Here is a 24,930-nt window from a genome sequence, read left to right as displayed (position 1 = left end):
TGTTACAGTAGAAGAAACAACTGAATATTGGCAATAGTTTCACTAGGGGAGTCGAATGACTGAGATGGAAGACGAACTTCCAGACCCTTTGAACCTGATCTGGTTGGTACCAGCGTAGGGAAGTGGCCGATACCGTATATAATAGGATTACTACTATATGAGGACCACTCTTTACGCTTAAGGGTGGTCCTTTTTGTTATTTAAAAAAGAAAGGTGGGAGGCGCATGGTTAACCCAACGATTCATGTCGTTTCCACAGGAACGCAGACGTTAGAGACATTTTCAGAGATTGCAAGTTCTATCCATGTCTACGTCGACTTCATCCATATCCGGGAAAAGGCGAGAACTGCAGGTGAAATCGCTGAATGCGTAAGTCTTCTTGTTGAAAAAGGAGTGCCAACTGAGAAGCTTATTATCAATGATCGAGTGGATGTGGCGGCAGTCTTGGAAACGAGAGGTGTTCAGCTAGCCTTTCACAGCCTAGGCGTTCCAGAAGTTAAGCGAACGTTCCCGAATATGCTGGTTGGAAAATCCGTGCACAGCATAGAAGAAGCGCTTGTGGCTGAGCAGCAAGGCGCTGATTACGTCCTTTTCGGGCATATTTTTGCGACGACCTCGAAGCCGGATCTTTATCCGAGAGGAGTTTCCCAGTTAAAACAACTGATTAACCAGGTGACGATTCCCGTCATTGCCATCGGCGGAATCTCGCCTGATAACGTCGGGGAAGTCATCGAGGCGGGAGTGAGTGGCGTTGCGGTCATGTCAGGCATTCTACAGGCTGAAGATCCAGTAGCCGAAGTGAAAAAGTATCGGAAACGGATCGAGGAGGTGCAGCATGCAAACACATTATGATGCGATTATTGTTGGAGCTGGTGTAATTGGAAGTTCCATTGCGTACAACTTATCGAAACGTGGTAAAAAAGTACTTGTGCTTGAACGCGGGCAAATCGCAGCGAAAGCATCGAGCGCAGCAGCGGGCATGCTAGGTGCTCAAGCTGGAATTGAAAAGGACACACCGTTTTTCCAACTCGCCAAAGCAAGTAGAGCGATGTTCCCAGAGCTTGCAGAAGAATTGAAAGAACTGAGTGGAATGGATATTGAGCTGCAGCAGAACGGCTTTTATAAGGTGGCGACATCTGAGGAAGAAGCGGTGGAGTTCAAAAGACTGGTTCAAGCTCAGAAGGACATGGGAGAAGAAGCAGAATGGATTCCCCCGTCGGAACTTCGACTCTTAGAGCCAGCGCTCAACTTGACGAATTTCGGCGCGATGTTCATTCCGAATGACGGTCAAGTGACGGCATCTTCACTGACGACAGCTTATGCAACATCTGCAGTTGCGTTGGGTGCGCAAATCCTTGAACACACAGAAGTACACATATTTGTTAAGGAGCAGAACCGTATTGTAGGAGTGGAGACCATGTTTGGTGAGTATCGTGCCGAACATGTCATCGTCGCTGGTGGGGCTTGGAGTGGAAAGTTATTGAGTGGAGCAGGCGTCACAATCGATACCTATCCAGTAAAAGGAGAAGTCTTCTCGGTGAAGAGTAAACGTCGACTTGTTAAAGGGACGATTTCGGCAAACGGATGCTACATTGTGCCAAAACCAGGCAACCGCCTGATTGTAGGGGCAACGGAAAAGGCAGGTACTTTTGATGAGGCTGTAACAATCGAAGGAATCTCCACTTTGATGGAGCGAGCGAAAGCGATTTTACCTGAGTTGAAAGATGCCGAATGGGAGAGATCCTGGGCAGGCATTCGTCCACAAACGGGGGATAGCCTCCCATATCTCGGAGCACATCCGACTGAAAAAGGTCTCTATATCGCAACCGGCCATTACCGTGACGGCATCTTGCTTTCCGCGATCACGGGAGCGATTATGGCAGATGTTATAGAAGGAATTGCGATGAAACCTGAATGGGCATCGGCTTTTCAAATTGATAGAACAACCCTCAACGTATAAAGGGAGTGATACACATGTTGCTACACATTAACGGAGAGTCGGTCACTGTACCGGACTCCATTGAACACGTGTCCGACTTGATCGAGCATTTCCAGCTCGGAGAACGCGTCGTTATGATTGAGCATAATGAAGACATTTTGGAAAAACAGAGCCATCCGGAAACGAAAGTGCAGGATGGAGATAAAATTGAAATCGTACAATTCGTAGGAGGCGGTTGATCATGTTGAAAATTGGTGATTTTACATTTAACTCAAGATTGTTATTAGGGACAGGGAAGTACCCGAATTTCGATGTACAAAAACAGGCAGTGGAAGTGTCAGGTACAGAGATTTTGACGTTCACGGTTCGGCGTATGAACATATTCGAGCCGAGTCAGCCGAACTTTTTAGAAAAGCTGGATTTGGAAAGATATTCATTGCTGCCGAATACAGCCGGTGCGAAAACAGCCGAAGAAGCCGTCCGTCACGCGAAACTCGCAAAAGCTTCCGGACTTTGTGATATGGTGAAAGTAGAAGTCATTGGCTGTGACAAGACGTTGTTGCCGGATCCGGTCGAAACTTTGAAAGCGACCGAAGAGCTGTTGAAGGAAGGATTCACGGTTCTGCCTTATACGTCCGATGATGTCGTCCTGGCTAGAAAGCTAGAAGAGCTTGGCGCACATGCGATCATGCCAGGTGCATCTCCAATCGGATCAGGGCAAGGGATCATCAACCCGCTTAACTTGAGGTTTATCATCGAGCAATCGAATGTACCTGTGATCGTCGATGCTGGTATCGGTTCACCATCTGACGCCGCATTAGCGATGGAACTTGGTGCAGACGGTGTGTTGTTGAATACGGCCGTTTCTGCAGCAGAAGATCCAGTGAAAATGGCCGAAGCGATGAAATTGTCGATTGAGGCAGGTCGTCTCGGTTATGAAGCAGGTCGGATCCCGAAGAAGCGTTACGCAACAGCGAGCAGCCCTATGGAAGGAATGAGCATAGGTTGAGCGACCGTTATTCACGACAAACCCTATTCACACCGATAGGGGAAGAAGGACAACAAAAGATCAAACAGAAGCACGTACTCATCATCGGGGCTGGAGCGCTCGGTACTGGGAACGCGGAAGCGCTTGTACGAGCAGGTGTAGGGAAACTGACGATTGTCGACCGGGACTATGTCGAGTGGAGCAATCTCCAGCGCCAACAATTGTATACGGAAAAAGATGCGGATGCACGCATTCCGAAGGCTGTGGCGGCGCAAAATCGGTTGAGCGAAATCAATTCGGATGTGGAGATTGAAGCGCACATTTTAGATGCGACACCTCAGGAATTGGAGCAGCTCGTGGATGGCGTGGACTTGATTCTTGATGCCACAGACAATTTTGACACACGAATGATGATCAACGACATTTCTCAGAAATACGAAGTTCCATGGATTTACGGCGCTTGTGTGAGCAGTTATGGTATCAGTTTTACCGTCATACCTGGGGAGACTCCTTGCCTGAACTGCTTGTTGGAAAGTGTGCCGCTTGGCGGTTTGACGTGCGACACGGCGGGTATCATCAGTCCGACTGTGCAAATGGTCGTCGCCTATCAGACGGCAGAAGCGCTGAAAATTTTAGTGGAGGATTGGGACGCTTTACGGAAGAAGTTAGTCTCATTCGATCTATGGAGCAATCAGCAGACGGCCATCAACGTGTCGAAGGCGAAAAAGGACAACTGCTTATCTTGCGGAGCAGAACCGACGTATCCTCACTTGTCTTATGAAAATCAAACGAAAACCGCTGTGTTGTGCGGACGGGACTCTGTACAGATCCGACCGCCGGAACGTCAGGAGCGGAATCTGGATGAAGTGGCAGAAAGGCTGTCTGCGCAAGGTGGCACGATTGAGCAAAACCCGTTTCTCCTCTCTTTTTCAAAAGGAGAGCAACGGATCGTGTTGTTTAAAGATGGACGCGCACTCATTCACGGAACGAAGGACATAGCGGAAGCGAAGTCGTTGTACCATCGATATTTAGGCTAACAGAGGTGGAGGTTCATGATGATTAGTAAAGCATTGACGATCGCCGGCTCAGATAGCGGTGGCGGGGCCGGAATCCAGGCGGATTTGAAAACGTTTCAAGAGCTCGAAGTGTACGGAATGTCCGTCATTACGGCGGTCACTGCGCAAAACACGCTCGGTGTCCAAGCCGTCTATCCGATGACGGTGGAGGCAGTTGGAGAGCAATTGTACTCTATTGCGACAGACTTACAGCCCGATGCGATCAAGACCGGCATGCTGTTCAGCAGTGAAATCATCGAGAAAGTCGCTGAGGTCGTGGAGAAGAATTCTTGGATGAAGCTCGTGGTCGATCCCGTCATGATCGCGAAAGGTGGTGCTTCCCTTTTAAAAGAGGAAGCGGTAGAAGCGGTGAAGACGAAATTGATGCCGCTTGCCTATGTGGTGACGCCGAACATTCCTGAAGCGGAAGCGTTGACCGGAATCACGATTGAAACGATGGAAGACCGGAAAGTGGCAGCGGAAAAATTGAAAGCGATGGGCGCAGTGAATGTCGTCATTAAAGGCGGGCACTCAACGGATGACAAGCATGTGATCGACCTCTTGTACGATGGAGAAGCGTTCCACGAATTCAAGAGCATCCGGAAGCCTACGAAAAACACGCACGGAACGGGTTGTACGTTCGCAGCGGCGATTACAGCGGAACTAGCAAAAGGGCGAACGGTCCATGATGCAATCCGTGTGGCGAAGAAATTTATCTCCGCAGCGATTGATGAACAGCTACAGATCGGTGCGGGTCACGGACCGACGAACCATTGGGCGTTCCGGATGAGTGGAGTCTCGATTCAATGAACCTGAAGGAAGCTTTGCGACTGTATTTTGTAATGGGGAGCGCGAATTGTAATGGGCGTGATCCTCGTAACGTGTTGAAGGAAGCCATTGACGGGGGTGTCACCTTCTTTCAATTCCGAGAAAAAGGGAATGGATGCTTGGCTGGTGATGCAAAACGTGAGCTTGCGCTTGATTTGAAGGCGATCTGTCACGCGAGTGGTGTTCCGTTCATCGTAAACGATGATGTGGAGCTGGCACTGGACGTGGATGCCGACGGTGTTCATATCGGTCAGGAAGATGGTTCGGTTGAAGAAGTGCGCCGGCTGATCGGAGACAAGCTTTTGGGCGTTTCCACGCATAACGTAGAGGAAGCGGAAGCCGCGGTCCGTGCTGGCGCAGACTATATCGGCGTCGGTCCGATGTTCATGACGAAAACGAAAGACGACATCGAAGAGGTTCGAGGACCTGTGGTCATTCAATCAATTCGTGAAGCAGGTCATGAGGTACCGCTCGTTGGAATCGGTGGCATCCAGGCGAGCAACGCTCATGAAGTGATGGAAGCAGGAGCAGACGGAGTTGCTGTCATATCAGGCATCAGCGGAGCTGAATCACCTCTTGATGCGGCAAAACAATTTTGTGTAGTTCTAAACAAACTTGTACCAAACATACAATAAAGCATTCATGAGTAAACTCCTAGAAAGAACTGTGCCGACGGGGAACCATCGGTTGCAGTTCTTTTTTTATCCATAATGAAAGCTGCCGGGTCCGGCAGCTTCTTTATTAGAAGTGGTTGGGGGCTAGGAGTAAAGTCCCGATTTCTAAGACCGAGCGCTGTTTTTACAAGACGGAGTCGCTTTTTTCTAAAACAGCGCACCATTTTTCTAAAACTCCGACGCATTTTTCTAAAACCTCGAAGCTTTTTTCTAAAACCAAAGGAGTCAGTGCCAGGTACCAACTCGTGACAGTGCCTGGCACCGTTCCAAACCCCTTGCTACACGCGCACTTCAGAACGGTACCTGGTACGCACCAATCTGAGAGTACGCCCCATTCTGCAAGACTATGACAACCCTCCCGATGCGTACGCTAGTATAGTGGGATTTTTATGCGAAAGGAGAGGTGCAGAGTGGATGAACGGATGCCTCAGCTTTTCAGTTTAGTGGATCCTTATGTATACCAGACACTTCAGACGGTGATCGGGAAGATGTTGACGGTGGAAACGACGAGAGGTTCCCTCAGAGGGAAGCTTTGCGATGTGCAGCCGGACCATATTGTCCTTCAGATCAACAGTTCCATGTTCTTCGTCCGCATTCAGCAGATTGTTTGGGTTTTTCCAAACTAACACAAGGGGAGGCCGACCATGTTTAAACGAATCAACCAGCAGTTGATTGAGCTCCCTATTCCGGAACATGGCGATGCGAACGCAGCGGCAGCTGTTCAAGCCTTGCTCGGTGGACGGTTTGGGGAAATGTCGACGCTCAACAATTACATGTTCCAGTCGTTCAATTTCCGGGAGAAAAAGAAGCTGAAACCGTTCTACGATCTAGTCGCAAGCATTACTGCGGAAGAGTTCGGTCATGTTGAACTCGTTTCGACCTCTATCAATCTACTGACAAAAGGAAGTTCATTCCCGGCACCACCTGACCTGACACCGCTTCAAAATGGGCTCGATGCCCGCAACGCCGATCAGTTTATCGCAACTGCCCAAACAGCTCTCGGCGCAGATGCGATGGGGAACTCCTGGCGGGGAGATTACGTGTTTAATAGTGGGAACCTGGTCGTCGACTTGATTCATAACTTTTTCCTGGAGGTAGGAGCGCGTACCCATAAGATGCGTGTTTACGAGATGACCGATCATCCGACTGCAAGAGAAATGATCGGATACTTACTTGTCCGAGGAGGGACACATATCCTCGCTTATGCAAAAGCCATATATATCGCGACAGGAACGGATTTGACGAAGATGCTTCCGGTCCCGAACCTTTCTAATACGAAATTCGACTACGCAAGAAAATTTGAAGAACGCGGGTTGGCAAATGTCCTTTACACATGGAGTGATGCGGGGGAATATCAAGGCATCCGACAGATCTGGAAAGGAACGAATCCGGAAAACGGGCAACCGCTCCGAGTTGTAGAAGGCGCTCCACAAGGCGCGAAGATCCCGGACCTTAATGGACTTCCAGAAGAGTTCGCACCAGGCATCACGAAAGACCACTACGAACAGATCATGAAAAGACTGCTTCGTGATTTGTAAAATAGGAAAACAGTAGGTGCAATCCTACTGTTTTTTCGTTTTTATCGGATATGAATAGACCCATCCATTTACCAATATCTGTTATCATAATAGAAGATAAGGGGGAGTCAGATTGAAGCGGTTCATACATATCATCGTAATCCTATTTGTGATATCCATCTTAGCGTCTTGTTCACCTGTAAAAGAAGTCGTAACATCTAAAAAGAACATTACGATACAACCAGCTCAGTTGAGTGATGAAAATAAGAATTTATTGAATGCTATCGGTGGAGATATGGTTTTTGTGTTCGATGTTGATTTGAACAAACAGCCTATCAAGCGCATGAACTTATTCGTCGAGCACTATAAGTCAGGTGTAAAAGTAGATAATGAAGGTGAATTCGGTGCTGGCATCACGCAGGAAGTGAAGAATAAACGGATTGCCTTTACGATTGCGAATCCTTCAGTGGAACAAGCAAATCAGAACCTGAAACGAGTGTACTTCACTTATTCAGATGAGAATGGATACTCAAGAGCAGAACAGTATATAGAAAGTGCAAAGTCCCCAAGCTCGAGCTCGTGGGGCCAACAGGATCAAAAGATGGAAGTCCAGAAAGACCAACCGGTGAACCTGGCATTCCTGATTGAAACAGCCGGAGACTCATTAGAGGTTCGTGCAGACTTGCTCTCATTAGAGGAGGAAGAGTTAAAGGAAGCCATCGCCGATTACGATCACTTTTATCTGTTTCGAGCAGAATTTTTAACAACAGATTTCGATCGGCAATAACAAAACCGGATCACCCTGCGTGGGTGTCCGGTTTTTTATAGCTTTTCTCTTTCGTCATCCTCGGCTCGAATCGGGCGAGCAAACGTGTGTTGGACAATGTGAAGATCGCCAACGCAATCCAGATGAAGATGAATGAAATCATGTGTATCTGGGAGAATGTTTCGTTATATAGGAATATCCCGAGAACGAGCATGATTGTCGGCGCGATGTATTGCAAAAATCCGATCATGGACAGAGACACTCGGTTTGCCCCGGTCGCAAACAACAGCAAAGGAATCGCTGTTGCGACCCCTGCCCCGAATAAAAGCGAAGCAGTCATGGGTTCCGACAAAACGAATGAATTCGTACCGTCATTTACTAAGAAGCTGACGTACAGCAAGGCGACTGGAGTGATGAACATCGTCTCGATCGTCAGACCGGTCAAAGCACCGAGCGCAGTCAACTTTTTCAAGAGTCCGTATAGTCCGAAGCTCACCGCGAGCGAAATTGCAACCCACGGGATGGACCCAAAGTTGAACGTCAGAATCGATACCCCGATTGCCGCAAAGGTGAACGAAATGATTTGCCAGAACGACAGACGTTCCTTAAGGAAAACGATCCCTAACAACACACTCACGAGCGGATTAATGTAATAACCGAGGCTCGCTTCAACGACGTGGTTGTTGTTCACCGCCCAGATATATGTGTACCAGTTGATTGTAATGAAGATAGCTGCGAAAAGTAAGCCGACCAGCTTTTTCTTGTTTGCGATCAGTTCTTTCAGTTCAGTGACGAACTTTTTGATCCGACGTAAAAACATCAAGACAATCAGCATGAAAACGAAAGACCAGATCATCCGGTGGGCAAGGATTTCTTCAGAAGGCACATGGTTGATCAGCTTCCAATAGAGCGGTAAGAACCCCCACAGTATGTAAGCCCCAGCGCCAGCCGCCACCCCGGCAACCTGCTCTTTTCTTTGATTCTCCGTCATCTTTCAGGACCTCGATTCTTGATGAAAATGCCATACGTGTACCAGGCACCGTTTATAAACGCTGATATATCAAGGGTTTATATTCGGTGCCTGGCACGGAATTATTTCAATTTTAGTCCCAATTCGCTTAAAAGACAATCGGAAAGTCTTCAGTTGGTCAAAGGAATTTCCGCTTCAAGTAGAAAGGGAGATAGGTCAGGAAAAACGTGAGCAGCATCACGATCTCCAGATTAATCAAATACCAGTATCCACTTCCAAACAAGCTTAGCAACGTATCGGCTGCCGGAGGTCCTTCGAGGAACAAATAATTCGAACCGAGGTAGTTGTTCAAGAATCCGAGTGGGACCGCCAGGATATTGATAAAAACGAAAGCCTTCAACACTGAAACGAACCTCGGCTCATATTTGTCAACGATCAAATAATAGAGGACGGTCGCCACAAGCGTAATGTGAAAAATAAAGAATTGAAAAAAGCGATAATGCGGACTTCCATACAACAAATCGGGCGTCAAAACGGCTAAAGATGGCGGAATCAAGGCGATGAAATAGACGATCTGAAACCGGGATTCTGTCGGTTTCAGTAGGAAAAATAGCACCACCAGCGAACTGATCGAGCAAAGCTGGAATGGAAGGTTGATGCGTGCATCCCAAACCGCATGCCAAATACTCCATGCCTGATAACCGACATTGCCGACAAGGAGAATGGTGAAAAACCCCCAACGAATATACTGCTGTACCGTCGGGCGCTTACGAATGGCGTCCCTCGAAAACACCAACACAAGTCCGACGACAAACAGCAACCCGATCATCAAGAGATGTTCGGTTGAAAACAATGTGAAATCTTTATAACGTTCCGGGTGGAATAGGTCGTTCATCCTTATGCTCCTCTGTATCCGACATGCTTTCGAGAACAATGTTTGATATAATGTTTCCATATTTTTCAATAAAGGTAAAGAGAATTTTCAAGGGGGGATTTTGTGCTTTGGTTTTTAGGGGAGTATACAGCCATCTATCTTTTGCTCGTGCTGATCTTGGTGCCGGTACTCGCATTGAAGATCTTCAACATTTATGCAAAAGGAATCATTTCCGCGTATTATATCATACTGTCGGTGGTCTTCATCTGGGGAAGAGAAGCGATCAAAGATCAATACCACACAACGCCTGTGCCGGACATCTACTGGGATAAGAATACAGAATGGGTCGAACAGTTATCGTACTTTTATTTCATACCGACCGCAGCGCTCGTTACATACATCTTTTACAAATGGTTCTATTATGGGAAGGGATTCTGGTCAAGACTTCTCAGTATCATCACCTTGCTCATCGTACTCGTCTTGTTCTTATACTTTGCAATGATTTTCGGTCTCGGATTTGGCTATCGACCGTAAGAAGGAGGTTTTACAGTGAGTTCAAAACAAGAAATCAGAGAAAGTGTATGGGAGCGGATGACCGAAGAGAAAGTCGGCCGATTCCCTTTTCCATTGAAAGGACGCATCCCGAACTTTAAAGGGGCTGAAAAAGCAGCAGCCTTCATCACAGCGATGGATATTTATAAAGACGCAAACGTTATCAAGGTGAATCCAGATTCTCCTCAGATTCCGCTTCGCAAACAGATTTTAATCGACGGAAAGACGTTGCTCGTTCCGACTCCAAGGCTGAAAGATGGCTTTATTATGGTAAAACCGGAGTGGGTCCCGGACGGCGAAGAGAAGAAAGCCGCAAGCCTCAGTCATATCAACTCCTATGGAAAAGTCATCCCATTATCAGAAATGCCGCCAATCGATCTGATCGTAGTCGGCTCTGTCGCTATCCATCGAGACGGACGACGGCTTGGAAAAGGAGAAGGCTATGCTGATCGGGAATATGCGATCATTCGAGAGCTCGGGAATCCGGAGGTAGCTGTCATTACGTCGATCCACTCAACCCAGCTTGTAGACGATGACTTGCCACGCGACGCCTATGACTTGACTGTCGATTACATTGCGACAGAGAAGGAACTGATCCGAACTGAAAACGACTATGAAAAACCGACCGGAATCCTCTGGGATCAAGTGACAGATGAACAACGAGAAGAAATGCCGGTGCTCGAGGAAATCTATAAGCTGACTCATTCTTAGATTTGAAACTATTATCAGAGTGATCCGTAAAATAGGTAAGAGGTGAGAAGGATGGAAACGAGTACCCTATATTTTTCGGACAACTTTTTTTCTGCTGGACTAACAAGTATTTATGATGAAAATCAGAATGAAATTGGAAAGCTTGATCTAAAAAGTTCGTTTTCCTCAAGCCTCCGCGTAATGGATCTTTCCGGGAATTTATTTACGGAAGGGCGCTTCCGCTTTTTTTCTGGCAAATGGACCATAAGTGATGCAACTAATACTGAAATTGGATTGCTGCGTCAGCGGTTTACGTTTTTTACAAAAAAATATGAGTACGAAGCATACGGGCGAGGAATTTACACGATCATTTCAGAAAGTTTCTCTAAAGAATACAGCGTGTTAGACGTAAACGAACAAGAAGTTGCCCACTTTGTAAAAACAAGCGGGATTTTCCAATCAGATGCTTACAAGCGTACGAACCGGTCAAATAATCTCTCCAATGAAGAACTCATAGCCATGGTGATGGGCATTACGATGATCATCAAATCGAATGCGGCTGCCGCTACCTAATTGTAACCTTGTTTAATTTCAGCTCCGGAAAGGTATATTACTAACGGATGTTCATAAAAGGAGCTGATGTTAACGTGACAGAGAAAGATCTCAAAGAAAAAGTGCTCAATGTATTGGAAGACAGTAAATTCGGTACACTTGCGACTGTAAAAAACGACAAGCCACACTCACGCTACATGACGTTTTATAACGAAGGCTTGACGCTGTATACACCGACCGATAAAGACACACATAAAACCGAAGAAATCGACGATAATCCGAACGTACACATCTTGCTTGGGTATAATGGAGATGGCCTTGGCGATGCGTATGTGGAGATCGAAGGGACAGCTGAAATCCGAGATGATTCGGCTATTAAAGATAAACTTTGGTCAGATAGCATGGAAAGATGGTTCGACGGACCGAACGACCCGGACTATATCGTGCTCGAGATCAAGCCGACCCTGTTCCGACTGATGAACAGCGGATCGAAAACCCCACAAGTATTAGAAGTATAGGAAGTAGGTGTTGAGCCATTCAGGTTCAGCACTTTTTTATTTTCTGTCACAAATCAGGAGTCATTTTCTGGTAAAATGAACATAACCATTCGAATGAGGTGATGATATGGATTTTTCGGCTGGCATTGCAGAAGAGAAAATTCGTGCGGCACTCCGAAAAGGGGATTTCGACAATTTACCTGGTAAAGGTAAACCGTTACCGAAAGACGATCTAGCGGGCGTACCGGATGAATTGCGCATCGGCTATAAAATCTTGAAGAATTCAGGATTTGTCCCCCCTGAAGTCCAATTGAAAAAGGAAATGGTCACACTCGAAGAACTGATTGCATGTTGTAAAGATGAAAAAGAGCGGGCAGAGTTAAACAAACGTTTGAATGAAAAGATCATCCGTTTCAACAACCTCATGGAAAAGCGGAAAATCAACCAATCATCAGCCTTCAGTCAATATCAAAACAAAATTTACAGAAAGTTGTATTAAGATGAATCTTACCGTATGGATCGGACAATTTCCTTTAAGCTTTGACATGAAAGCGAATCTGAATCATATTGTAAAACTGATGGATCAGTTGGACGAAGATGAAGTGCTCGTTTTACCAGAAGGAGCACTGTCCGGATATGATGATGATTTAGGTTTTTTAGAGAATCTAGATGTACATGAATTACAAGCGTGTATCAACCAACTTTCTGAATATGTAAAAAAGAAAAAAATCCACCTCATATTCGGAAGCTGCTTATATGAAGAGGGCAAGTGGTACAATGCTGGGATCTACTTATCCCCACAAGGAAATAGGGAAGCTTACCACAAAGTGAATCTCGCAATCCATGAAAGAGGGACGTTTACTGCTGGTGACCGATTACCTGTATTTGAAATGAAAACGAATGAGGGCATCGTTCGTTTCGGCATCCAATTATGCAGGGAAATTCGTTTTCCAGAGCAGTGGAAGTTACTGAGCATGAGAGGCGCGCAATGTATGATATATCTCACAAACGTGATTTCTGAAGATCATCTTCCAGTTTGGAAAAGTCACTTGATCAGTCGAGCTGCTGAAAATCAAAGATACATCTTCGGTTCAAACGTCGCACATCCGAAACAAGGATGTCCTACCATCGCGATCTCGCCAAAAGGCTCTGTATTAGAAGAAATCGTCTCTGAAGAAACGATCATGAAGCGTGTAAAAGTGGATTTATCAACTGTGTCCAACTGGTATATTGATCAGACTCGGACAGATCTCCTTCAAATAAAAGAAATAAATCGACTAAATGTATAATAAACTTAAGAAAATACTTATGTTTTACAATAAAAATAAAGGAATTTCGACATGAATAGGGAATACTAGTGGGTAATAGCTTGTAAATCCATTGTTAGGTGGTGACGAGAATGAGGCTTGTCAAACACTTAAATGATTTCCAACACATCAAGCGACAAGGCACGGGGTACTTTATTGTCTTGGATCATGATTCGAATAAGGTGCACTCGGTGAGGTGCAATTGGATGAAAGAAGAAAGCTTTGTACAAAAAGTCATCACGAACAAGGGAACGAACGGCAGCTATTACTGGGTCCAGTATTGGAATTCAACCCAACCGACCTTTGATGAAATTCCATGTCAGAAATGTATGTGTTAGACTATAATAACTCTATAAACCTTTTGCAAAAGTTATGACGAGGAAAGTAAGTCTCCAGGTGTTCTGACAGAGAGCTTCTGTATGCTGAAAAGAAGCGAACGACCTTTTGACCGAAAATGGCCTCTGAACTTCACTTTGAACGTGATTCTAATCATTAGTAATGTGTGACGGGAGTTGGCATCCGTTAACAATGTCAGAGTATAAGAGTGTGCAATGATTGCATCACTTCGTACTTCATGAGGCTGATCGTGTGAACGTTCAGCGAATTAAGGTGGTACCACGAGTTGATCCTCGTCCTTAGACTAAACGTCTGAGGACGAGGATTTTTTAGTTTATATAAGGAGGAATTAGAATGAGTGTATTTATTGGAGGAGCTTGGCCATATGCGAATGGTTCGCTCCATTTAGGTCATCTTGCGAGTTTGTTACCGGGTGATATTTTAGCCAGATACTACCGGTTGAAAGGGGAAGAAGTCCTTTATGTTTCTGGAAGTGACTGTAACGGTACGCCGATCGCGATAAGAGCAAAACAGGAAGGGGTTGAGCCGCAAGTCATTACCGATCGTTATCACAATGAATTCCTGAAATGCTTCAACGAACTTGGCTTTACTTATGACCATTACTTCCGCACGGATCATCCTTTTCACCATCAAGAGGTGCAGGAGATTTTTACAACCTTAGTCGAAAAAGGTCATTGCTACGTCAAAACGGTGGCTCAGAGCTATTGTGAAACAGATCAGCAATTTTTGCCTGACCGTTATGTGGAAGGCGTTTGTCCTGTGTGTGGTAGCAACGCGCGAGGCGATCAATGCGATAACTGCTCTACAATCCTTGACCCGGTGGATTTGGTTGATCCAGTCTGTAAGCTTTGCGGCAACACGCCTGTGGTAAAAGAAACGGAGCATTATTATTTTGCGTTGAAGAATTTTCAATCTGAACTTGAAAGGTACTTGTCTGAGGCTGAAAAGGAAGATCGGTGGCGGACAAATGCGTACCATCTTACACAGCGATATCTGTCAGAAGGGTTGCGGGACAGAGCGGCAACCCGAGACATTGAGCTGGGAGTACCGGTTCCGGTTGAAGGTTTTGAGGCTAAGAAAATCTATGTGTGGATTGAAGCTGTAAGTGGTTATTTAACAGCAAGTAAAAAGTGGGCAGCTGATCAAAATCGGGATTGGCAGGACTTCTGGAAGGAAGAAACAAAAGCCTACTACGTTCATGGCAAGGACAACATTCCGTTCCACTCGATCATTTGGCCAGCGATTTTGTCTGGATTGGGTGGTTTACAACTTCCAGATCATATCATATCCAGTGAATATCTAACTGTTGAAAAGAGAAAGCTCTCAACAAGTCGCAATTGGGCTGTTTGGGTGCCGGATCTTTTGGAGAATGATCACCCGGATTCCATCCGTTATTTCTTGACCATCAATGGTCCTGAACAACGGGATGCGGACTTTTCATGGCGTGAGTTCATCTACAGTCATAACAGTGAATTGCTCGGGGCTTATGGAAACTTCGTGAACCGGACTTTGAAATTCATTGAAAAGTCTTTTGAAGGTAAGATACCGGATGCGAAGCCAGAAGAGCACATTCTCTCAGAGGTAAAGAAGGTATATGCCACAGTTGGAGAACTAATTGAAAAGGGACAATTCAAAAAAGCGTTGGAGACGATATTTGAATTGGTCCGAACGAGTAATAAGTATTTTGACGAACGCCAGCCATGGATTCAATACAAAGAAGACCCTGAAAACTGTAAAGTGACGATGAATACGTGTGTACAGATCATTGCGAACCTCTCTACGTTGTTATCACCATTCTTGCCGTTCTCAACAGCAGAAATCAGGGATGTTCTGGATTTGAAGCACAACGGATGGACATATAATGAAATTAATCAAAAGCATTTGAAAAAGGTATCACCCCTGTTTGAGAGAATTGATATTAAGAGGATTGAGGAGGAGAAAAGCAAGTTAGGGAGCTGAGGTAGGTTGAAGGTTTCAAGACATTTTACCGTATGTAAAAGGAGGAGAATAAAATCGAAAAGATCATTGTGAAGTCTGGCATTTATAGCTTTATTATTTGTTTCTTCATTCTCATGGCTGCTTTTCCTTTACCACTTGGCCGAGGTTACCAAGAGCCACTCTATCAAATAACGAGATACTCCGGAATTGTTATGTTGATTGTGGTTACTTGTGTTTCGCTCTATTTCTATCAAGAGAAAATAGAAAATCGTAAAAGCGATAGCAAAAACGAAGAGAGCGCATAAAGAAAGGCGGAACCTCCATGATGAAGGTTCCGCTTTTTCATGATTAGGCCCATCTCTTCAGCTTAGGTAAAATGTCTTCCATCGTTTTACGAGCTTCGGCTTCCTTCATGCCTTCTTCCACTAGGTGAGGCACGCAAATATTGACCATTTCATTCATGGTGACATTCGAAGTAAATGCTCCATTTTCATAGCAATACACGCAGTATTCTTCATTCTTAGAGCCGTCCTGGTTTGTTCCCAACATCTTTTCTTCTTCCATTGGCATTGCACAACTCTGGCATACTGGTTGATTCATTTATAATTCCTCCTATTAATAAGATCTAAGCTCATTATAAAGAGGGTAATACGACACCATTATGTCGTAATTATATATACTTTTCTAAAATTTTTTCAGCGCGCTCTTTGATGATGGATCGGATATGCTCTGGTTCAAGCACTTCCACCTGGTTTCCAAAGTGTAGAATCATGCCATAAACCCATTCATCTTCAGGAAAATACTCCGTGACATAGATGCATCCATCTTCATGAAATTCCAGACCATCAAGTTCGAAATAATCTTCCAACTGATTTAAGGCTTGTTTTTGGAATTTAAGCCGTAGGCGTACTCTTTCCCTATCATCATGTGTAAAGTCGAACGGTGGGACTTCTCTGCTTGGATCGATCCTCTTTTCTGTAATCTGAACGTCATCCATTCTTCCGATTTTGAACAAGCGATAATCCTCTCGAAGAGTACAGAAAGCGTATAAATACCACTTATTAACTTTCAAAATGAGGGAGACCGGTTCTACCACGCGTGTGGAGGAATTGCCGTTAATATCTATATATCTAAATTGCACAACCTTCTGGGTATCAATGGCTTTTTGAATTGATCTCACTTTTTCTTGCCTTTTAGATTCTGGTCCCCAATCACTGAAATCAAGAATAAGAGATTGGCTTTCAGGGGCCGATTGGTGCATTTTAATGGAAGAGAGTTTCTCGATGATGTTCTTCAAGTTTTTGTCGTCATAGGTTTTATAGACTCCATCCAATGCCGTCATGAGAAGTTGGTGCTCGACGTCGTTGAAGTAGCTATTATGAATTTTATAGTTTTCTAATATGGAATAACCGCCATTCAGCCCTTTTTCCGAAACAACCGGGATTCCTGCAAGTTCAATTGCTTCCATATCCCTTTGAATCGTTCGAACGGAAACTTCAAAATAATCCGCCAGTTCTTTAGCCGTCATCTTTTTCCTGTTCAAGAGTTTGATGACAATGGCGAGTAAGCGTTCTGTTTTCATAAAAACCACACTCCGAATGTTCAACTACACACATTGTATCAAAAGTTACCGTTTCCATAATATTGAAAATGAGATATATTCAGATTAGCAGTGTACAAGGGGGAGACGTTTCGAAATGGAGAAGTTGTTGGTAAAAACGGGGATCTATAGTTTTATCATCTCGTTTATAGGTTTTCTCATCTTTTTTCCAAGAGAACACAGGTATGAGGAAGGACCGAATGATTATGTCACAGAGATTGTTTCTTATAGTGATTTCTTCTTCAACATTACACGATACTCAGCAATCGTCATGGTGATTGCAATCTTCATTCTAGCAGTCTCTTTGTGGTCAAGTCATTCCTCTAGTACGAATGGAAACAGTTAAAGCAGCCTAAGGCTGTTTTAATTTTGCATTTAAAGGTAAAATATTTTTTACTAAATGTAATATATTTTTGACATTTAGGTAAAAATACATTACAATAAGCTTAAGTTAAGAAATGAGGGGTGAATATGAAAAAGAAAGGCAGTCTTGAAAATCGGTTACATGTTTTTCGTGCTGAACGGAAATGGTCTCAAGGGGATCTGGCCAAGAAGGTTGGGGTAAGTAGACAAACCATTTCTTCATTGGAAGCGAACCGCTACAATCCATCACTAATCTTAGCGTTTGAACTTGCTCGTGTTCTTGACACTGACATCACAGAACTATTCACTTACCACCAAGATCAAGAAGATGAGAATGCTTAAATCTATCAGGGGGTAAATATGATTTCTATTCTTAGTACAATTACGACGATTATGTTAGCTTTCTCTGTTTTCTATGTTGGGAGCTTTGTTGCAACAGAAGGGAAAGACGAAAGAGGGCAACTCATAATGGGGAAAGCAAGTATCTATACATATATCCTTGTCACCGTTGGTTTTGTGGCAACAGTTATTGTAGAAGCGATGATTTCATTATCAGTGGAACAACTGATTCAAGTCTTGGCCATCGTATATGGACTATTGGCCACGGTTCACGCTTTCTTAATCTTTAGATTTAAAAAACAATTCTAAGGTATAAAGGTAAAATAAAAAGGCCGTTATCATGATCGAAGTTCCGGTCAGATAATCGGCCTTTATGTTTGTGCTGAAACAATTTGTCTTTCTTCGTTTTCGTTGTTCTGGTTTGAAGATCCATGAATGCATAATCACTACGATTTTTCGCTGGATTACGGCGACCTTCACGCTCGAGCTTCCGCCGCTTTTTATAAGCGTTACTTCTACCCATTTCAATCACTCCTTAATTTGTGGTTGTTATTATTATAGCTTGCTCCTGCAAAAATGTTAATTACCTAAGATAAAATGGAGTTCAGCTGGTCAATCCTTCCCCAAAATGGAAAGATCGCTGATTTCGGGAAGGATAGAGCAGTTATCCTTCCCCAAAACGGAAAGAGCGCTGATTTCGGGAAGGATAGAGCAGTTATCCTTCCCTAAAACGAAAGGAGCGTTGATTTCGGGAAGGATAGAGCAGTTAACCTTCCCCAAAACGAAAAGAGAGCTGATTTCGGGAAGGATAGAGCAGTTATCCTTCCCAAAAACAGAAGAAACGCTGTTACCACGGCAAGATAGCACTCCCGGCCCCCCAATCCAACAGAAATACCCCAAAAGAACTCCTTAAAACAGCCGCTCATTACGAACAGTATAGAATGAATTGAACGAAGTGGTTTTATTGTACCGATTTTAGGCTATTGAAATATATTGGGATAGAGGCGAAAAATCGCGTCAGTAGATGTCCTAGAAAGCATCAGGTATGATAATATAAATAAAGTATATGATTAACAGTAGATGATTTTTTAAGGAGCGTTTTTATAGATGAATATAGAGATCAGGGGAGTTAACGTCAACTACCGTGTATCAGGCGAAGGGAGAAGCATTTTACTCCTGCACGGTTGGGGCACGAGCCTGAAAAGTTTTGAGCCTGTTCACAATAACCTCGAGAAGCATTTCAAAGTGTATTCCATCGACTTTCCTGGGTTCGGAGAAAGCCAGGAGCCACCGGAAGCATGGGATGTAGAAGCGTACACGAACATGCTGCGCGAGTTCATCACTCAGTTGAACATCGAAGATCCAATCCTCGTTGGACATTCTTTTGGCGGAAGAGTGTCCATTCGTTATGCAGCGCACCATCCTGTCCATAAGATCATTCTGGTGGATGCAGCGGGTGTTAAGCCGAAGCGATCAATGAAATACTACTATAAGGTGTATACTTACAAAACACTCAAGAAAGTCCTGGACCTGCCAGGCTTGAAAAAACATAAAGAAGAAATCCTGACGAAAGTGAAAGGCAAGGTCGGTTCTGCTGACTACAAGAATGCGTCTGGTGTCATGCAACAGACGATGGTCAAGGTCGTGAACGAAGACTTGCAACGGTTCATGCCAGACATCCAGGCTCCGACACTGCTCATCTGGGGTGAAAACGATACAGCAACCCCAGTGGAAGACGCAAGGATCATGGAAAAAGCGATCCCGAATGCGGGACTTGTCGTACTGAAAGGCGTCGGACACTATTCATACTTAGAAAAATTGAACGAATTCCTCGTTATTATCGATAACTTCCTTGAAAAAGATAAGGAGTGGAAAGATGCTTAGTCTTTTATTTATGATCGGGGTCATTTTCTGGGCCCTGTACACTTGGTCAAGGTTGAGAAGAGCCATCCATATGTTGCAACAGAACTCGTATCGCAATGAGCGGTTTTTGAGATGGATGAAGGAAAACCGCAAGAAAGTCTTCAAAAAGCGTGACTTCATTCCGATCATCACTGCACTAATTGCATTCGTGAACTTTTTGGATAACGTTGCGATTCTATTGTTTATTGCCCTTTATTTGGTCTTATATCTTACTCGAGAGACCGGAAAAGAGAAGAAGAAGCTGGTCGTTACAGCCCGTGTCAAAAGGCTTATGGTCACGACAGCGATTGTCGTCGCATTGATCGCAGGCTTGAGCTTCTATTTCGAACTGATTTATAACGTAGCACTCGTCCCACTGTTGCTCACATATGTGGTGCTGACGATTGTTTCCTATTATGTAATTTTACTAGCGAACACCATCAACATGCCGATTGAGAAAAAGATCGCTCAAGGCTATTTCGATGACGCGGAACGCATCATCAACGAGTCCAAAAACACAGAAGTCATCGGGATTACTGGAAGCTACGGGAAAACGAGCGTAAAGCACATCCTGCATACGATTCTTTCTTCCCATGCCAATACGTTGATGACTCCTGAAAGCTATAATACGAAGCTAGGTGTGACGATCACGGTCCGGAACATGCTTCGTCCGTTCCACCGATTTTTCATAGCGGAGATGGGTGCGAAGCAGGAGAATGACATCCAGGAAATCTGTGACCTCGTTCACCAAAAGTACGGAATTCTGACGGCGATCGGGGAACAGCATTTAGAAACGTTCAAAACACTTGATAACATTAAGAAGACGAAATACGAGTTGATCGACAGCCTCCCGGATGATGGCGTCGGTTTCTTGAATAAAGATGATCAAAACATCATGTCTAGAGGCCCGAAAAGCAACGCGCGTATCGTCTTTTACGGAATCTATGCGGATGACCTCGATTATAAGGCGGAGAACATCCGAGTATCGAATAAAGGTACTTCCTTTGACGTTGTGAAAAAGGACGGGACCCGAATTGAAATTCAGACGAAGCTTCTTGGCGAACATAACGTCTACAACATCCTATCAGCGGTAGCAGCTGCTTCTGAACTAGGCGTGCCAGATAAGAAGATTTCTGTTGCATCGAAAAAGATCCAGCCGGTCGAGCACCGTATGGAAATCAAGAAACATTCAGCGAACATCACGATCATCGACGATGCGTTCAACTCGAACCCGGTCGGATCGAAAATGGCACTCGAAGTCCTTGGACAAATGGAAGGCTATAAAGTCCTCATTACACCAGGAATGATCGAGCTGGGTGAAGAAGAGTATAACTTGAACAAGAAGCTCGGTCAGCATGCTGCAGGTGTCTGTGATTTCGTCATCCTTGTCGGTAAAAAGCAGACGGTACCATTGCAAGATGGGTTGAAGGAAGAACAATATCCAGAGAGTCAATATTATGTGGCGCAAAATCTGGATGATGCGATTGCGAAAATGAATGAAATCGCGAAAGAAAACACGATTGTACTCATAGAAAACGACCTTCCAGATACATTTAACGAATAGGGGTTGGAATAGATGAAGGTAAAAGTTGGCGTCTTTTTTGGAGGCGTATCTGTAGAACACGAAGTATCTGTCATATCAGCCTTACAAGCAATCAATGCAATCGATCGGGACCAGTACGAACCGATTCCGATCTATATTGCTAAAAATAAAAACTGGTATACCGGTGAAGCTTTATTAGAAATCGAGAATTATAAGAACATAGATAGCCTGCTCAAGCAGTGCGAGCGGATCATCATCACGACCAACGACCAAGGCCGTCCGGTCATCCACCGTCACACAACAGGTATGTTCGGTAAAAAGCTCATCTCTGAGATCGACGTTGCTTTCCCGGTCATTCACGGAACCTATGGGGAAGATGGCATTTTACAAGGTTATTTCGAATTGCATGGCCTTCCGTATGTCGGATGTGACGTATTCTCATCCGCAGTCGGGATGGATAAGGTCATGATGAAGCAAATCCTGCGTGACTCTGGATTGCCAATCCTTGACTACCATTGGTTCTATTCCTCAAACTGGTTGAACGATCAAGATGCACTTATCGAGAAAATCGAGAGTGAACTGAATTATCCAGTCATCGTCAAACCTGCGAATCTCGGTTCCAGTGTCGGAATCAGTAAAGCGACAAACCGTGAAGAGCTAGAGGAAGCTGTTGAGCTTGCAACTGAATTCGCGAAAAAAATCGTCGTCGAGAAAATGGTGACCAACTTGAAAGAGGTCAACTGTTCCGTACTCGGTGACTATGAAGAAGCGGAAAGTTCCGTATGTGAAGAAGTGTTGAGCAGCACAGATATCCTCACTTATCAGGATAAGTACCAAAGCGGAGGAAGTTCAAAAGGCGGCGGTTCATCCAAAGGAATGGAAAGCACGAACCGTAAGATCCCTGCTGAGATGTCTGATGAAAAGACAGCAGAAGTGCAGAAGCTGGCGAAAGACACATTCCAAACCCTCGGTTGCGCAGGTGTGTCTCGAATCGACTTCTTGATTGATAAAAATACTGAGCAAGTATTCGTCAATGAGATCAATACGATTCCTGGATCGCTTTCCTTTTACCTATGGGAACCGACTGGAAAGTCGTTCAAAGAATTGACGTCTGATATGATTCAAGTTGCGTTGAAGCGTGAGCGTGAACGGGAATCTCTGACGTTCTCTGTCGATACGAACCTATTCGCGATGCATAGCGGTGGCGCTAAAGGCGGTTCGAAAAGCAAATTAGGATCCAATTCATAAATTATGAAAGGGAGGACCACTGTATGGTCACTCCCTTTTTTTAGTAGAAAAGAAGGTATAAATGTTTGGATGCGATGGTGTGGTGTCTAGCTCAGCGCCAAGACTCTTGGTTCACTTCAGTCCTACTGCGGCGGCAACAGCCTCCTCGTTGGACTTCCAATGAAAGGGAATCTTCGACTAAACACATCACTTCCTGTGATAACGTCGAAGTCAGCACATCCATGTGCTAGACAAGGGGCTTGCGCTTTTCGGCCAAAAAAGGATTTTGCCTGCTACGTATGGAAGTTTTTAAGAACGTCACTCATAAGTGATGATTTAAATCAGAGTACCATTATCTGGTTTCACGAACAGATTCCTTTGGCAAACCTCGAATACTGTACTGATTGTACATCATCTTAGTTTTTAGATTAAAAGAATGGAGGCTTTCTGATGAACCGAAACGATTACCCATTACCGCATGTCCATCCGATTGAGGATTGGAGACAGGTACCGATTCATGAGAACAAAGAAGAATTGGTGTCGATCCAAAGTATCGAACATGGCTTATTGATTGTAAATCCTAAGTATCATGAGCTAGGGATTCCAGGTGCATTGAATGATTGTTACGTCCGTCGAGAGGTGGCGATCCAACTGGTAGAAGCAGCACGTAAACTTCCAAATGGATTCAAGCTGATGGTTTGGGACGGATGGCGACCGTTTTCGGTTCAGAAACAGCTTTACGATTCTTATTTGGATAAGTTGACAAATGATTATCCAGAATGGTCAGAGGAACGTCTTCATGAAGGCGCCCGTCAATTCGTCTCTTATCCAACAGATGATGAAAAAGCGCCATCTCCTCACTTCACTGGAGGATCTGTTGACATCACGATTGTTGACAACAATGGTTCAGTTTTACCGATGGGAACGGACTTCGATGATTTTGGTGAACATGCATACACGAGATATTACGAAGAAAAGAAGAAGCAAGAAACGTTAAGTGAAGAGGAAGAAACATACCTTCAGAACCGTAGGCTTCTTCACCATATCATGACAACCTCCGGGTTTACGAATTACTCAGCAGAGTGGTGGCATTTCGATCATGGAAACCAATGGTGGGCCAAACAACGGAAAGAACCAGCTGCGAAGTACGGATTAGTAAAATTAGAAATTTGAGAAAATCTCCCCCTATATCTCCATCTATCCGAACAACGAAAAAAGTTGTAAAATATAGGATGTAGAATGAAATGTGTGTAGGGGGATTCAACCATGTTTGATGAAAATGAATACCGGAAATCGTACAAAAATATTAGTCTTTTATTCTTCATTTCCATGTGTCTGCTATTAATCATTGCCATCTTCTTAAACATCTTCATGAAAACATTCACCTGGGACTCTTTATACATATCTGTCATTAATTCTTTAATCGGAGTAATGATTCCACTCGTATTATTCAATATCCTCTATGATCATTTCACGAAGACATATCATAACCGAGAAGTATCTGACAGAATTACAGAAGCGCTCGTTTTCAAACAAGAACTGATTGGTCGATTTTCAGATGATACGAAAAAACAGTTCATCAAAAACACGACAGAGTCGTTACTTGGAAAGACCGAGGGTGACATGCTATACAGTACGATGATTGAACCCTACCTTAACAATCAGTATAGCTTCAGACGCAATTTTAAGTATTACATATCCTACACAAATCATGTTCCGCTGAGAAGTGAATGGTTTGTAATCGATGATGCCGCATATGATTGGGTGAAGCAGGAATTATCCTTTTTCAAAAATGTGAGTCAGGATCATCTGGAAGACAACGGCATATCTGTAGGTTTTTCATATAAGGAAAGGACATTGGACGGTTTGTATGATCGAAAAAATTTCTTTTTCCGTGAAAACTTGTGGGTGAATGATAATCATATTGATCTTCTCCAGGGTTTCAGCAATGAAGAAATGCATATGTTTGTGAAGGATGTGTTGAACTTCCGTTTTGAATTGGACGATGAAGAGATTGCTTATACCGTTCGAAACGATAAGGAGATTGAAGGATTTTATCTGCATTTTCATCTTCCCAAAGCCCCTCATAAAGACCAGAGAAGTGAACATAAGTTTAAAATCAAGTTCCAAATGCCACAATTGAAATCTCAGAAAAAGTTTATTGCAGTCATTTCTGAACCTACTTATTCAGTCGATATCCTCTTTTCACATTTGCAAGATCAGGTAGATGTCATTGCTATTCCTTTTTTCGATGATGCAGAAGCCATCAGTACGTTGCCTAATGATACAGTTAAGGTTGAACTTGATAAATGGGTGTTGCCTCGTGCAGGTGTGGTGTTCGTATGGGACGATGTTAAAAAAGGAGCTCCTATCAAACCAGTAGAAGCAATCCTCAAAAATTGAAAAAAAATGTTCAAAACTGCTCCAAAAGAGCAGTTTCTTTTGTACCCTTT

31 protein-coding genes, 1 riboswitch and 1 other annotated feature are annotated in these 24,930 nt (G+C 44.2%); of the genes, 26 read left to right on the top strand and 5 right to left on the bottom strand.

What is annotated here, in order from left to right; all coding sequences use genetic code 11:
• Positions 1 to 34 precede the first annotated feature (34 nt).
• Positions 35 to 138: riboswitch (TPP riboswitch) on the top strand.
• Between the two features lie 86 nt (positions 139 to 224).
• From tenI to ACXQIQ_RS10520, 10 genes are all read left to right on the top strand, one after another.
• Entirely contained in the window at positions 225 to 851 is a 627-nt protein-coding gene (gene tenI, locus ACXQIQ_RS10565; protein WP_439302138.1) for a thiazole tautomerase TenI, read from the top strand.
• Entirely contained in the window at positions 835 to 1,959 is a 1,125-nt protein-coding gene (thiO, locus tag ACXQIQ_RS10560) for a glycine oxidase ThiO (RefSeq protein ID WP_439302137.1), read from the top strand. The genes tenI and thiO overlap by 17 nt, the downstream gene beginning before the upstream one ends.
• Positions 1,960 to 1,973: 14 nt before the next feature.
• Positions 1,974 to 2,177 carry a sulfur carrier protein ThiS gene (thiS, locus tag ACXQIQ_RS10555; RefSeq protein WP_439302136.1) on the top strand — a complete coding sequence of 68 codons (204 nt, stop codon included), beginning with the start codon at positions 1,974 to 1,976 and terminating at the stop codon, positions 2,175 to 2,177.
• A gap of 2 nt (positions 2,178 to 2,179) precedes the next feature.
• Complete coding sequence (locus ACXQIQ_RS10550; protein WP_439302135.1) at positions 2,180 to 2,947, top strand: thiazole synthase; 768 nt, start codon at positions 2,180 to 2,182, stop codon at positions 2,945 to 2,947.
• Positions 2,944 to 3,963 (top strand): thiazole biosynthesis adenylyltransferase ThiF, encoded by a 1,020-nt coding sequence (locus ACXQIQ_RS10545; protein WP_439302134.1) that lies wholly within the window; start codon positions 2,944 to 2,946, stop codon positions 3,961 to 3,963. Before ACXQIQ_RS10550 ends, ACXQIQ_RS10545 begins: the two co-directional genes overlap by 4 nt.
• A gap of 18 nt (positions 3,964 to 3,981) precedes the next feature.
• Positions 3,982 to 4,791 carry a bifunctional hydroxymethylpyrimidine kinase/phosphomethylpyrimidine kinase gene (gene thiD / locus ACXQIQ_RS10540; RefSeq protein WP_439302260.1) on the top strand — a complete coding sequence of 270 codons (810 nt, stop codon included), beginning with the start codon at positions 3,982 to 3,984 and terminating at the stop codon, positions 4,789 to 4,791.
• Entirely contained in the window at positions 4,788 to 5,444 is a 657-nt protein-coding gene (gene thiE / locus ACXQIQ_RS10535) for a thiamine phosphate synthase (protein WP_439302133.1), read from the top strand. Before thiD ends, thiE begins: the two co-directional genes overlap by 4 nt.
• A gap of 461 nt (positions 5,445 to 5,905) precedes the next feature.
• The gene (locus tag ACXQIQ_RS10530) at positions 5,906 to 6,109 is read left to right on the top strand and encodes a YuzF family protein (RefSeq protein ID WP_439302259.1); all 204 of its coding nucleotides are present in this window, start codon (positions 5,906 to 5,908) and stop codon (positions 6,107 to 6,109) included.
• A gap of 18 nt (positions 6,110 to 6,127) precedes the next feature.
• Positions 6,128 to 7,021: a manganese catalase family protein gene (locus tag ACXQIQ_RS10525; RefSeq protein ID WP_439302132.1), complete on the top strand. Its 894-nt coding sequence runs from the start codon at positions 6,128 to 6,130 to the stop codon at positions 7,019 to 7,021.
• A 112-nt stretch (positions 7,022 to 7,133) separates the two neighbouring features.
• Entirely contained in the window at positions 7,134 to 7,787 is a 654-nt protein-coding gene (locus ACXQIQ_RS10520; protein ID WP_439302131.1) for a hypothetical protein, read from the top strand.
• A 10-nt stretch (positions 7,788 to 7,797) separates the two neighbouring features.
• Here ACXQIQ_RS10520 and rarD read toward each other — a convergent pair whose 3' ends face one another.
• Together rarD and ACXQIQ_RS10510 are read right to left on the bottom strand one after the other, a co-directional pair.
• Positions 7,798 to 8,757, bottom strand: coding sequence for an EamA family transporter RarD (gene rarD, locus ACXQIQ_RS10515; protein ID WP_439302130.1), 960 nt, complete (start codon positions 8,755 to 8,757; stop codon positions 7,798 to 7,800).
• A gap of 157 nt (positions 8,758 to 8,914) precedes the next feature.
• A complete protein-coding gene (locus ACXQIQ_RS10510) occupies positions 8,915 to 9,631 on the bottom strand; it encodes a YwaF family protein (RefSeq protein WP_439302129.1) in 717 nt (238 codons plus the stop codon).
• A gap of 102 nt (positions 9,632 to 9,733) precedes the next feature.
• Here ACXQIQ_RS10510 and ACXQIQ_RS10505 point away from each other — a divergent pair, with 102 nt between their 5' ends.
• From ACXQIQ_RS10505 to metG, 8 genes are all read left to right on the top strand, one after another.
• On the top strand, positions 9,734 to 10,144 hold the full coding sequence (locus ACXQIQ_RS10505; protein WP_439302128.1) for a hypothetical protein: 411 nt from the start codon (positions 9,734 to 9,736) through the stop codon (positions 10,142 to 10,144).
• A 15-nt stretch (positions 10,145 to 10,159) separates the two neighbouring features.
• A complete protein-coding gene (locus tag ACXQIQ_RS10500; RefSeq protein WP_439302127.1) occupies positions 10,160 to 10,873 on the top strand; it encodes a 5-formyltetrahydrofolate cyclo-ligase in 714 nt (237 codons plus the stop codon).
• 51 nt (positions 10,874 to 10,924) lie between these two features.
• Positions 10,925 to 11,425 (top strand): LURP-one-related/scramblase family protein, encoded by a 501-nt coding sequence (locus tag ACXQIQ_RS10495; protein ID WP_439302126.1) that lies wholly within the window; start codon positions 10,925 to 10,927, stop codon positions 11,423 to 11,425.
• Between the two features lie 47 nt (positions 11,426 to 11,472).
• The gene (locus ACXQIQ_RS10490; protein ID WP_439302125.1) at positions 11,473 to 11,922 is read left to right on the top strand and encodes a pyridoxamine 5'-phosphate oxidase family protein; all 450 of its coding nucleotides are present in this window, start codon (positions 11,473 to 11,475) and stop codon (positions 11,920 to 11,922) included.
• Positions 11,923 to 12,028: 106 nt separating this feature from the next.
• Entirely contained in the window at positions 12,029 to 12,400 is a 372-nt protein-coding gene (locus tag ACXQIQ_RS10485; RefSeq protein WP_439302124.1) for a DnaJ family domain-containing protein, read from the top strand.
• A 1-nt stretch (position 12,401) separates the two neighbouring features.
• A complete protein-coding gene (locus tag ACXQIQ_RS10480; RefSeq protein WP_439302123.1) occupies positions 12,402 to 13,190 on the top strand; it encodes a carbon-nitrogen hydrolase family protein in 789 nt (262 codons plus the stop codon).
• A 110-nt stretch (positions 13,191 to 13,300) separates the two neighbouring features.
• Entirely contained in the window at positions 13,301 to 13,546 is a 246-nt protein-coding gene (locus tag ACXQIQ_RS10475; protein WP_439302122.1) for a hypothetical protein, read from the top strand.
• Between the two features lie 25 nt (positions 13,547 to 13,571).
• Positions 13,572 to 13,848, top strand: a binding site (T-box leader).
• Positions 13,849 to 13,898: 50 nt separating this feature from the next.
• Entirely contained in the window at positions 13,899 to 15,524 is a 1,626-nt protein-coding gene (metG, locus tag ACXQIQ_RS10470; protein WP_439302121.1) for a methionine--tRNA ligase, read from the top strand.
• 327 nt (positions 15,525 to 15,851) lie between these two features.
• On the opposite strand, the gene ACXQIQ_RS10465 is transcribed toward metG, so the two are convergent.
• Together ACXQIQ_RS10465 and ACXQIQ_RS10460 are read right to left on the bottom strand one after the other, a co-directional pair.
• Positions 15,852 to 16,103, bottom strand: a complete 252-nt coding sequence (locus tag ACXQIQ_RS10465) for a zinc ribbon domain-containing protein (RefSeq protein ID WP_439302120.1) — start codon at positions 16,101 to 16,103, stop codon at positions 15,852 to 15,854.
• 70 nt (positions 16,104 to 16,173) lie between these two features.
• The gene (locus ACXQIQ_RS10460; protein WP_439302119.1) at positions 16,174 to 17,085 is read right to left on the bottom strand and encodes a helix-turn-helix transcriptional regulator; all 912 of its coding nucleotides are present in this window, start codon (positions 17,083 to 17,085) and stop codon (positions 16,174 to 16,176) included.
• Positions 17,086 to 17,200: 115 nt separating this feature from the next.
• Here ACXQIQ_RS10460 and ACXQIQ_RS10455 point away from each other — a divergent pair, with 115 nt between their 5' ends.
• The 3 genes from ACXQIQ_RS10455 (at position 17,201) to ACXQIQ_RS10445 (ending at position 18,114) form a co-directional block, all read left to right on the top strand.
• Complete coding sequence (locus ACXQIQ_RS10455; protein ID WP_439302118.1) at positions 17,201 to 17,449, top strand: hypothetical protein; 249 nt, start codon at positions 17,201 to 17,203, stop codon at positions 17,447 to 17,449.
• Positions 17,450 to 17,574: 125 nt separating this feature from the next.
• A complete protein-coding gene (locus tag ACXQIQ_RS10450) occupies positions 17,575 to 17,808 on the top strand; it encodes a helix-turn-helix transcriptional regulator (RefSeq protein ID WP_439302117.1) in 234 nt (77 codons plus the stop codon).
• 18 nt (positions 17,809 to 17,826) lie between these two features.
• Positions 17,827 to 18,114, top strand: a complete 288-nt coding sequence (locus ACXQIQ_RS10445) for a hypothetical protein (RefSeq protein ID WP_439302116.1) — start codon at positions 17,827 to 17,829, stop codon at positions 18,112 to 18,114.
• Here ACXQIQ_RS10445 and ACXQIQ_RS10440 read toward each other — a convergent pair.
• Positions 18,098 to 18,328, bottom strand: a complete 231-nt coding sequence (locus tag ACXQIQ_RS10440; RefSeq protein WP_439302115.1) for a hypothetical protein — start codon at positions 18,326 to 18,328, stop codon at positions 18,098 to 18,100. The two genes, ACXQIQ_RS10445 and ACXQIQ_RS10440, sit on opposite strands and share 17 nt — an antisense overlap.
• Before the next feature lie 584 nt (positions 18,329 to 18,912).
• On the opposite strand from ACXQIQ_RS10440, the gene ACXQIQ_RS10435 reads away from it, so the two are divergent.
• The 5 genes from ACXQIQ_RS10435 to ACXQIQ_RS10415 all read left to right on the top strand — a co-directional run bounded on the left by ACXQIQ_RS10435 (position 18,913) and on the right by ACXQIQ_RS10415 (position 24,880).
• Positions 18,913 to 19,689 carry an alpha/beta fold hydrolase gene (locus tag ACXQIQ_RS10435; protein ID WP_439302114.1) on the top strand — a complete coding sequence of 259 codons (777 nt, stop codon included), beginning with the start codon at positions 18,913 to 18,915 and terminating at the stop codon, positions 19,687 to 19,689.
• A complete protein-coding gene (locus ACXQIQ_RS10430; protein ID WP_439302113.1) occupies positions 19,682 to 21,271 on the top strand; it encodes a Mur ligase family protein in 1,590 nt (529 codons plus the stop codon). Before ACXQIQ_RS10435 ends, ACXQIQ_RS10430 begins: the two co-directional genes overlap by 8 nt.
• Positions 21,272 to 21,283: 12 nt before the next feature.
• Positions 21,284 to 22,498 carry a D-alanine--D-alanine ligase family protein gene (locus ACXQIQ_RS10425; RefSeq protein ID WP_439302112.1) on the top strand — a complete coding sequence of 405 codons (1,215 nt, stop codon included), beginning with the start codon at positions 21,284 to 21,286 and terminating at the stop codon, positions 22,496 to 22,498.
• Between the two features lie 429 nt (positions 22,499 to 22,927).
• Positions 22,928 to 23,650, top strand: a complete 723-nt coding sequence (locus ACXQIQ_RS10420; protein WP_439302111.1) for a M15 family metallopeptidase — start codon at positions 22,928 to 22,930, stop codon at positions 23,648 to 23,650.
• A gap of 93 nt (positions 23,651 to 23,743) precedes the next feature.
• Positions 23,744 to 24,880 carry a hypothetical protein gene (locus ACXQIQ_RS10415; protein WP_439302110.1) on the top strand — a complete coding sequence of 379 codons (1,137 nt, stop codon included), beginning with the start codon at positions 23,744 to 23,746 and terminating at the stop codon, positions 24,878 to 24,880.
• Positions 24,881 to 24,930: the final 50 nt, after the last annotated feature.

The organism is Pseudalkalibacillus sp. Hm43, from assembly GCF_054170705.1.
This window is presented reverse-complemented; position numbering and strand designations above follow the sequence as displayed.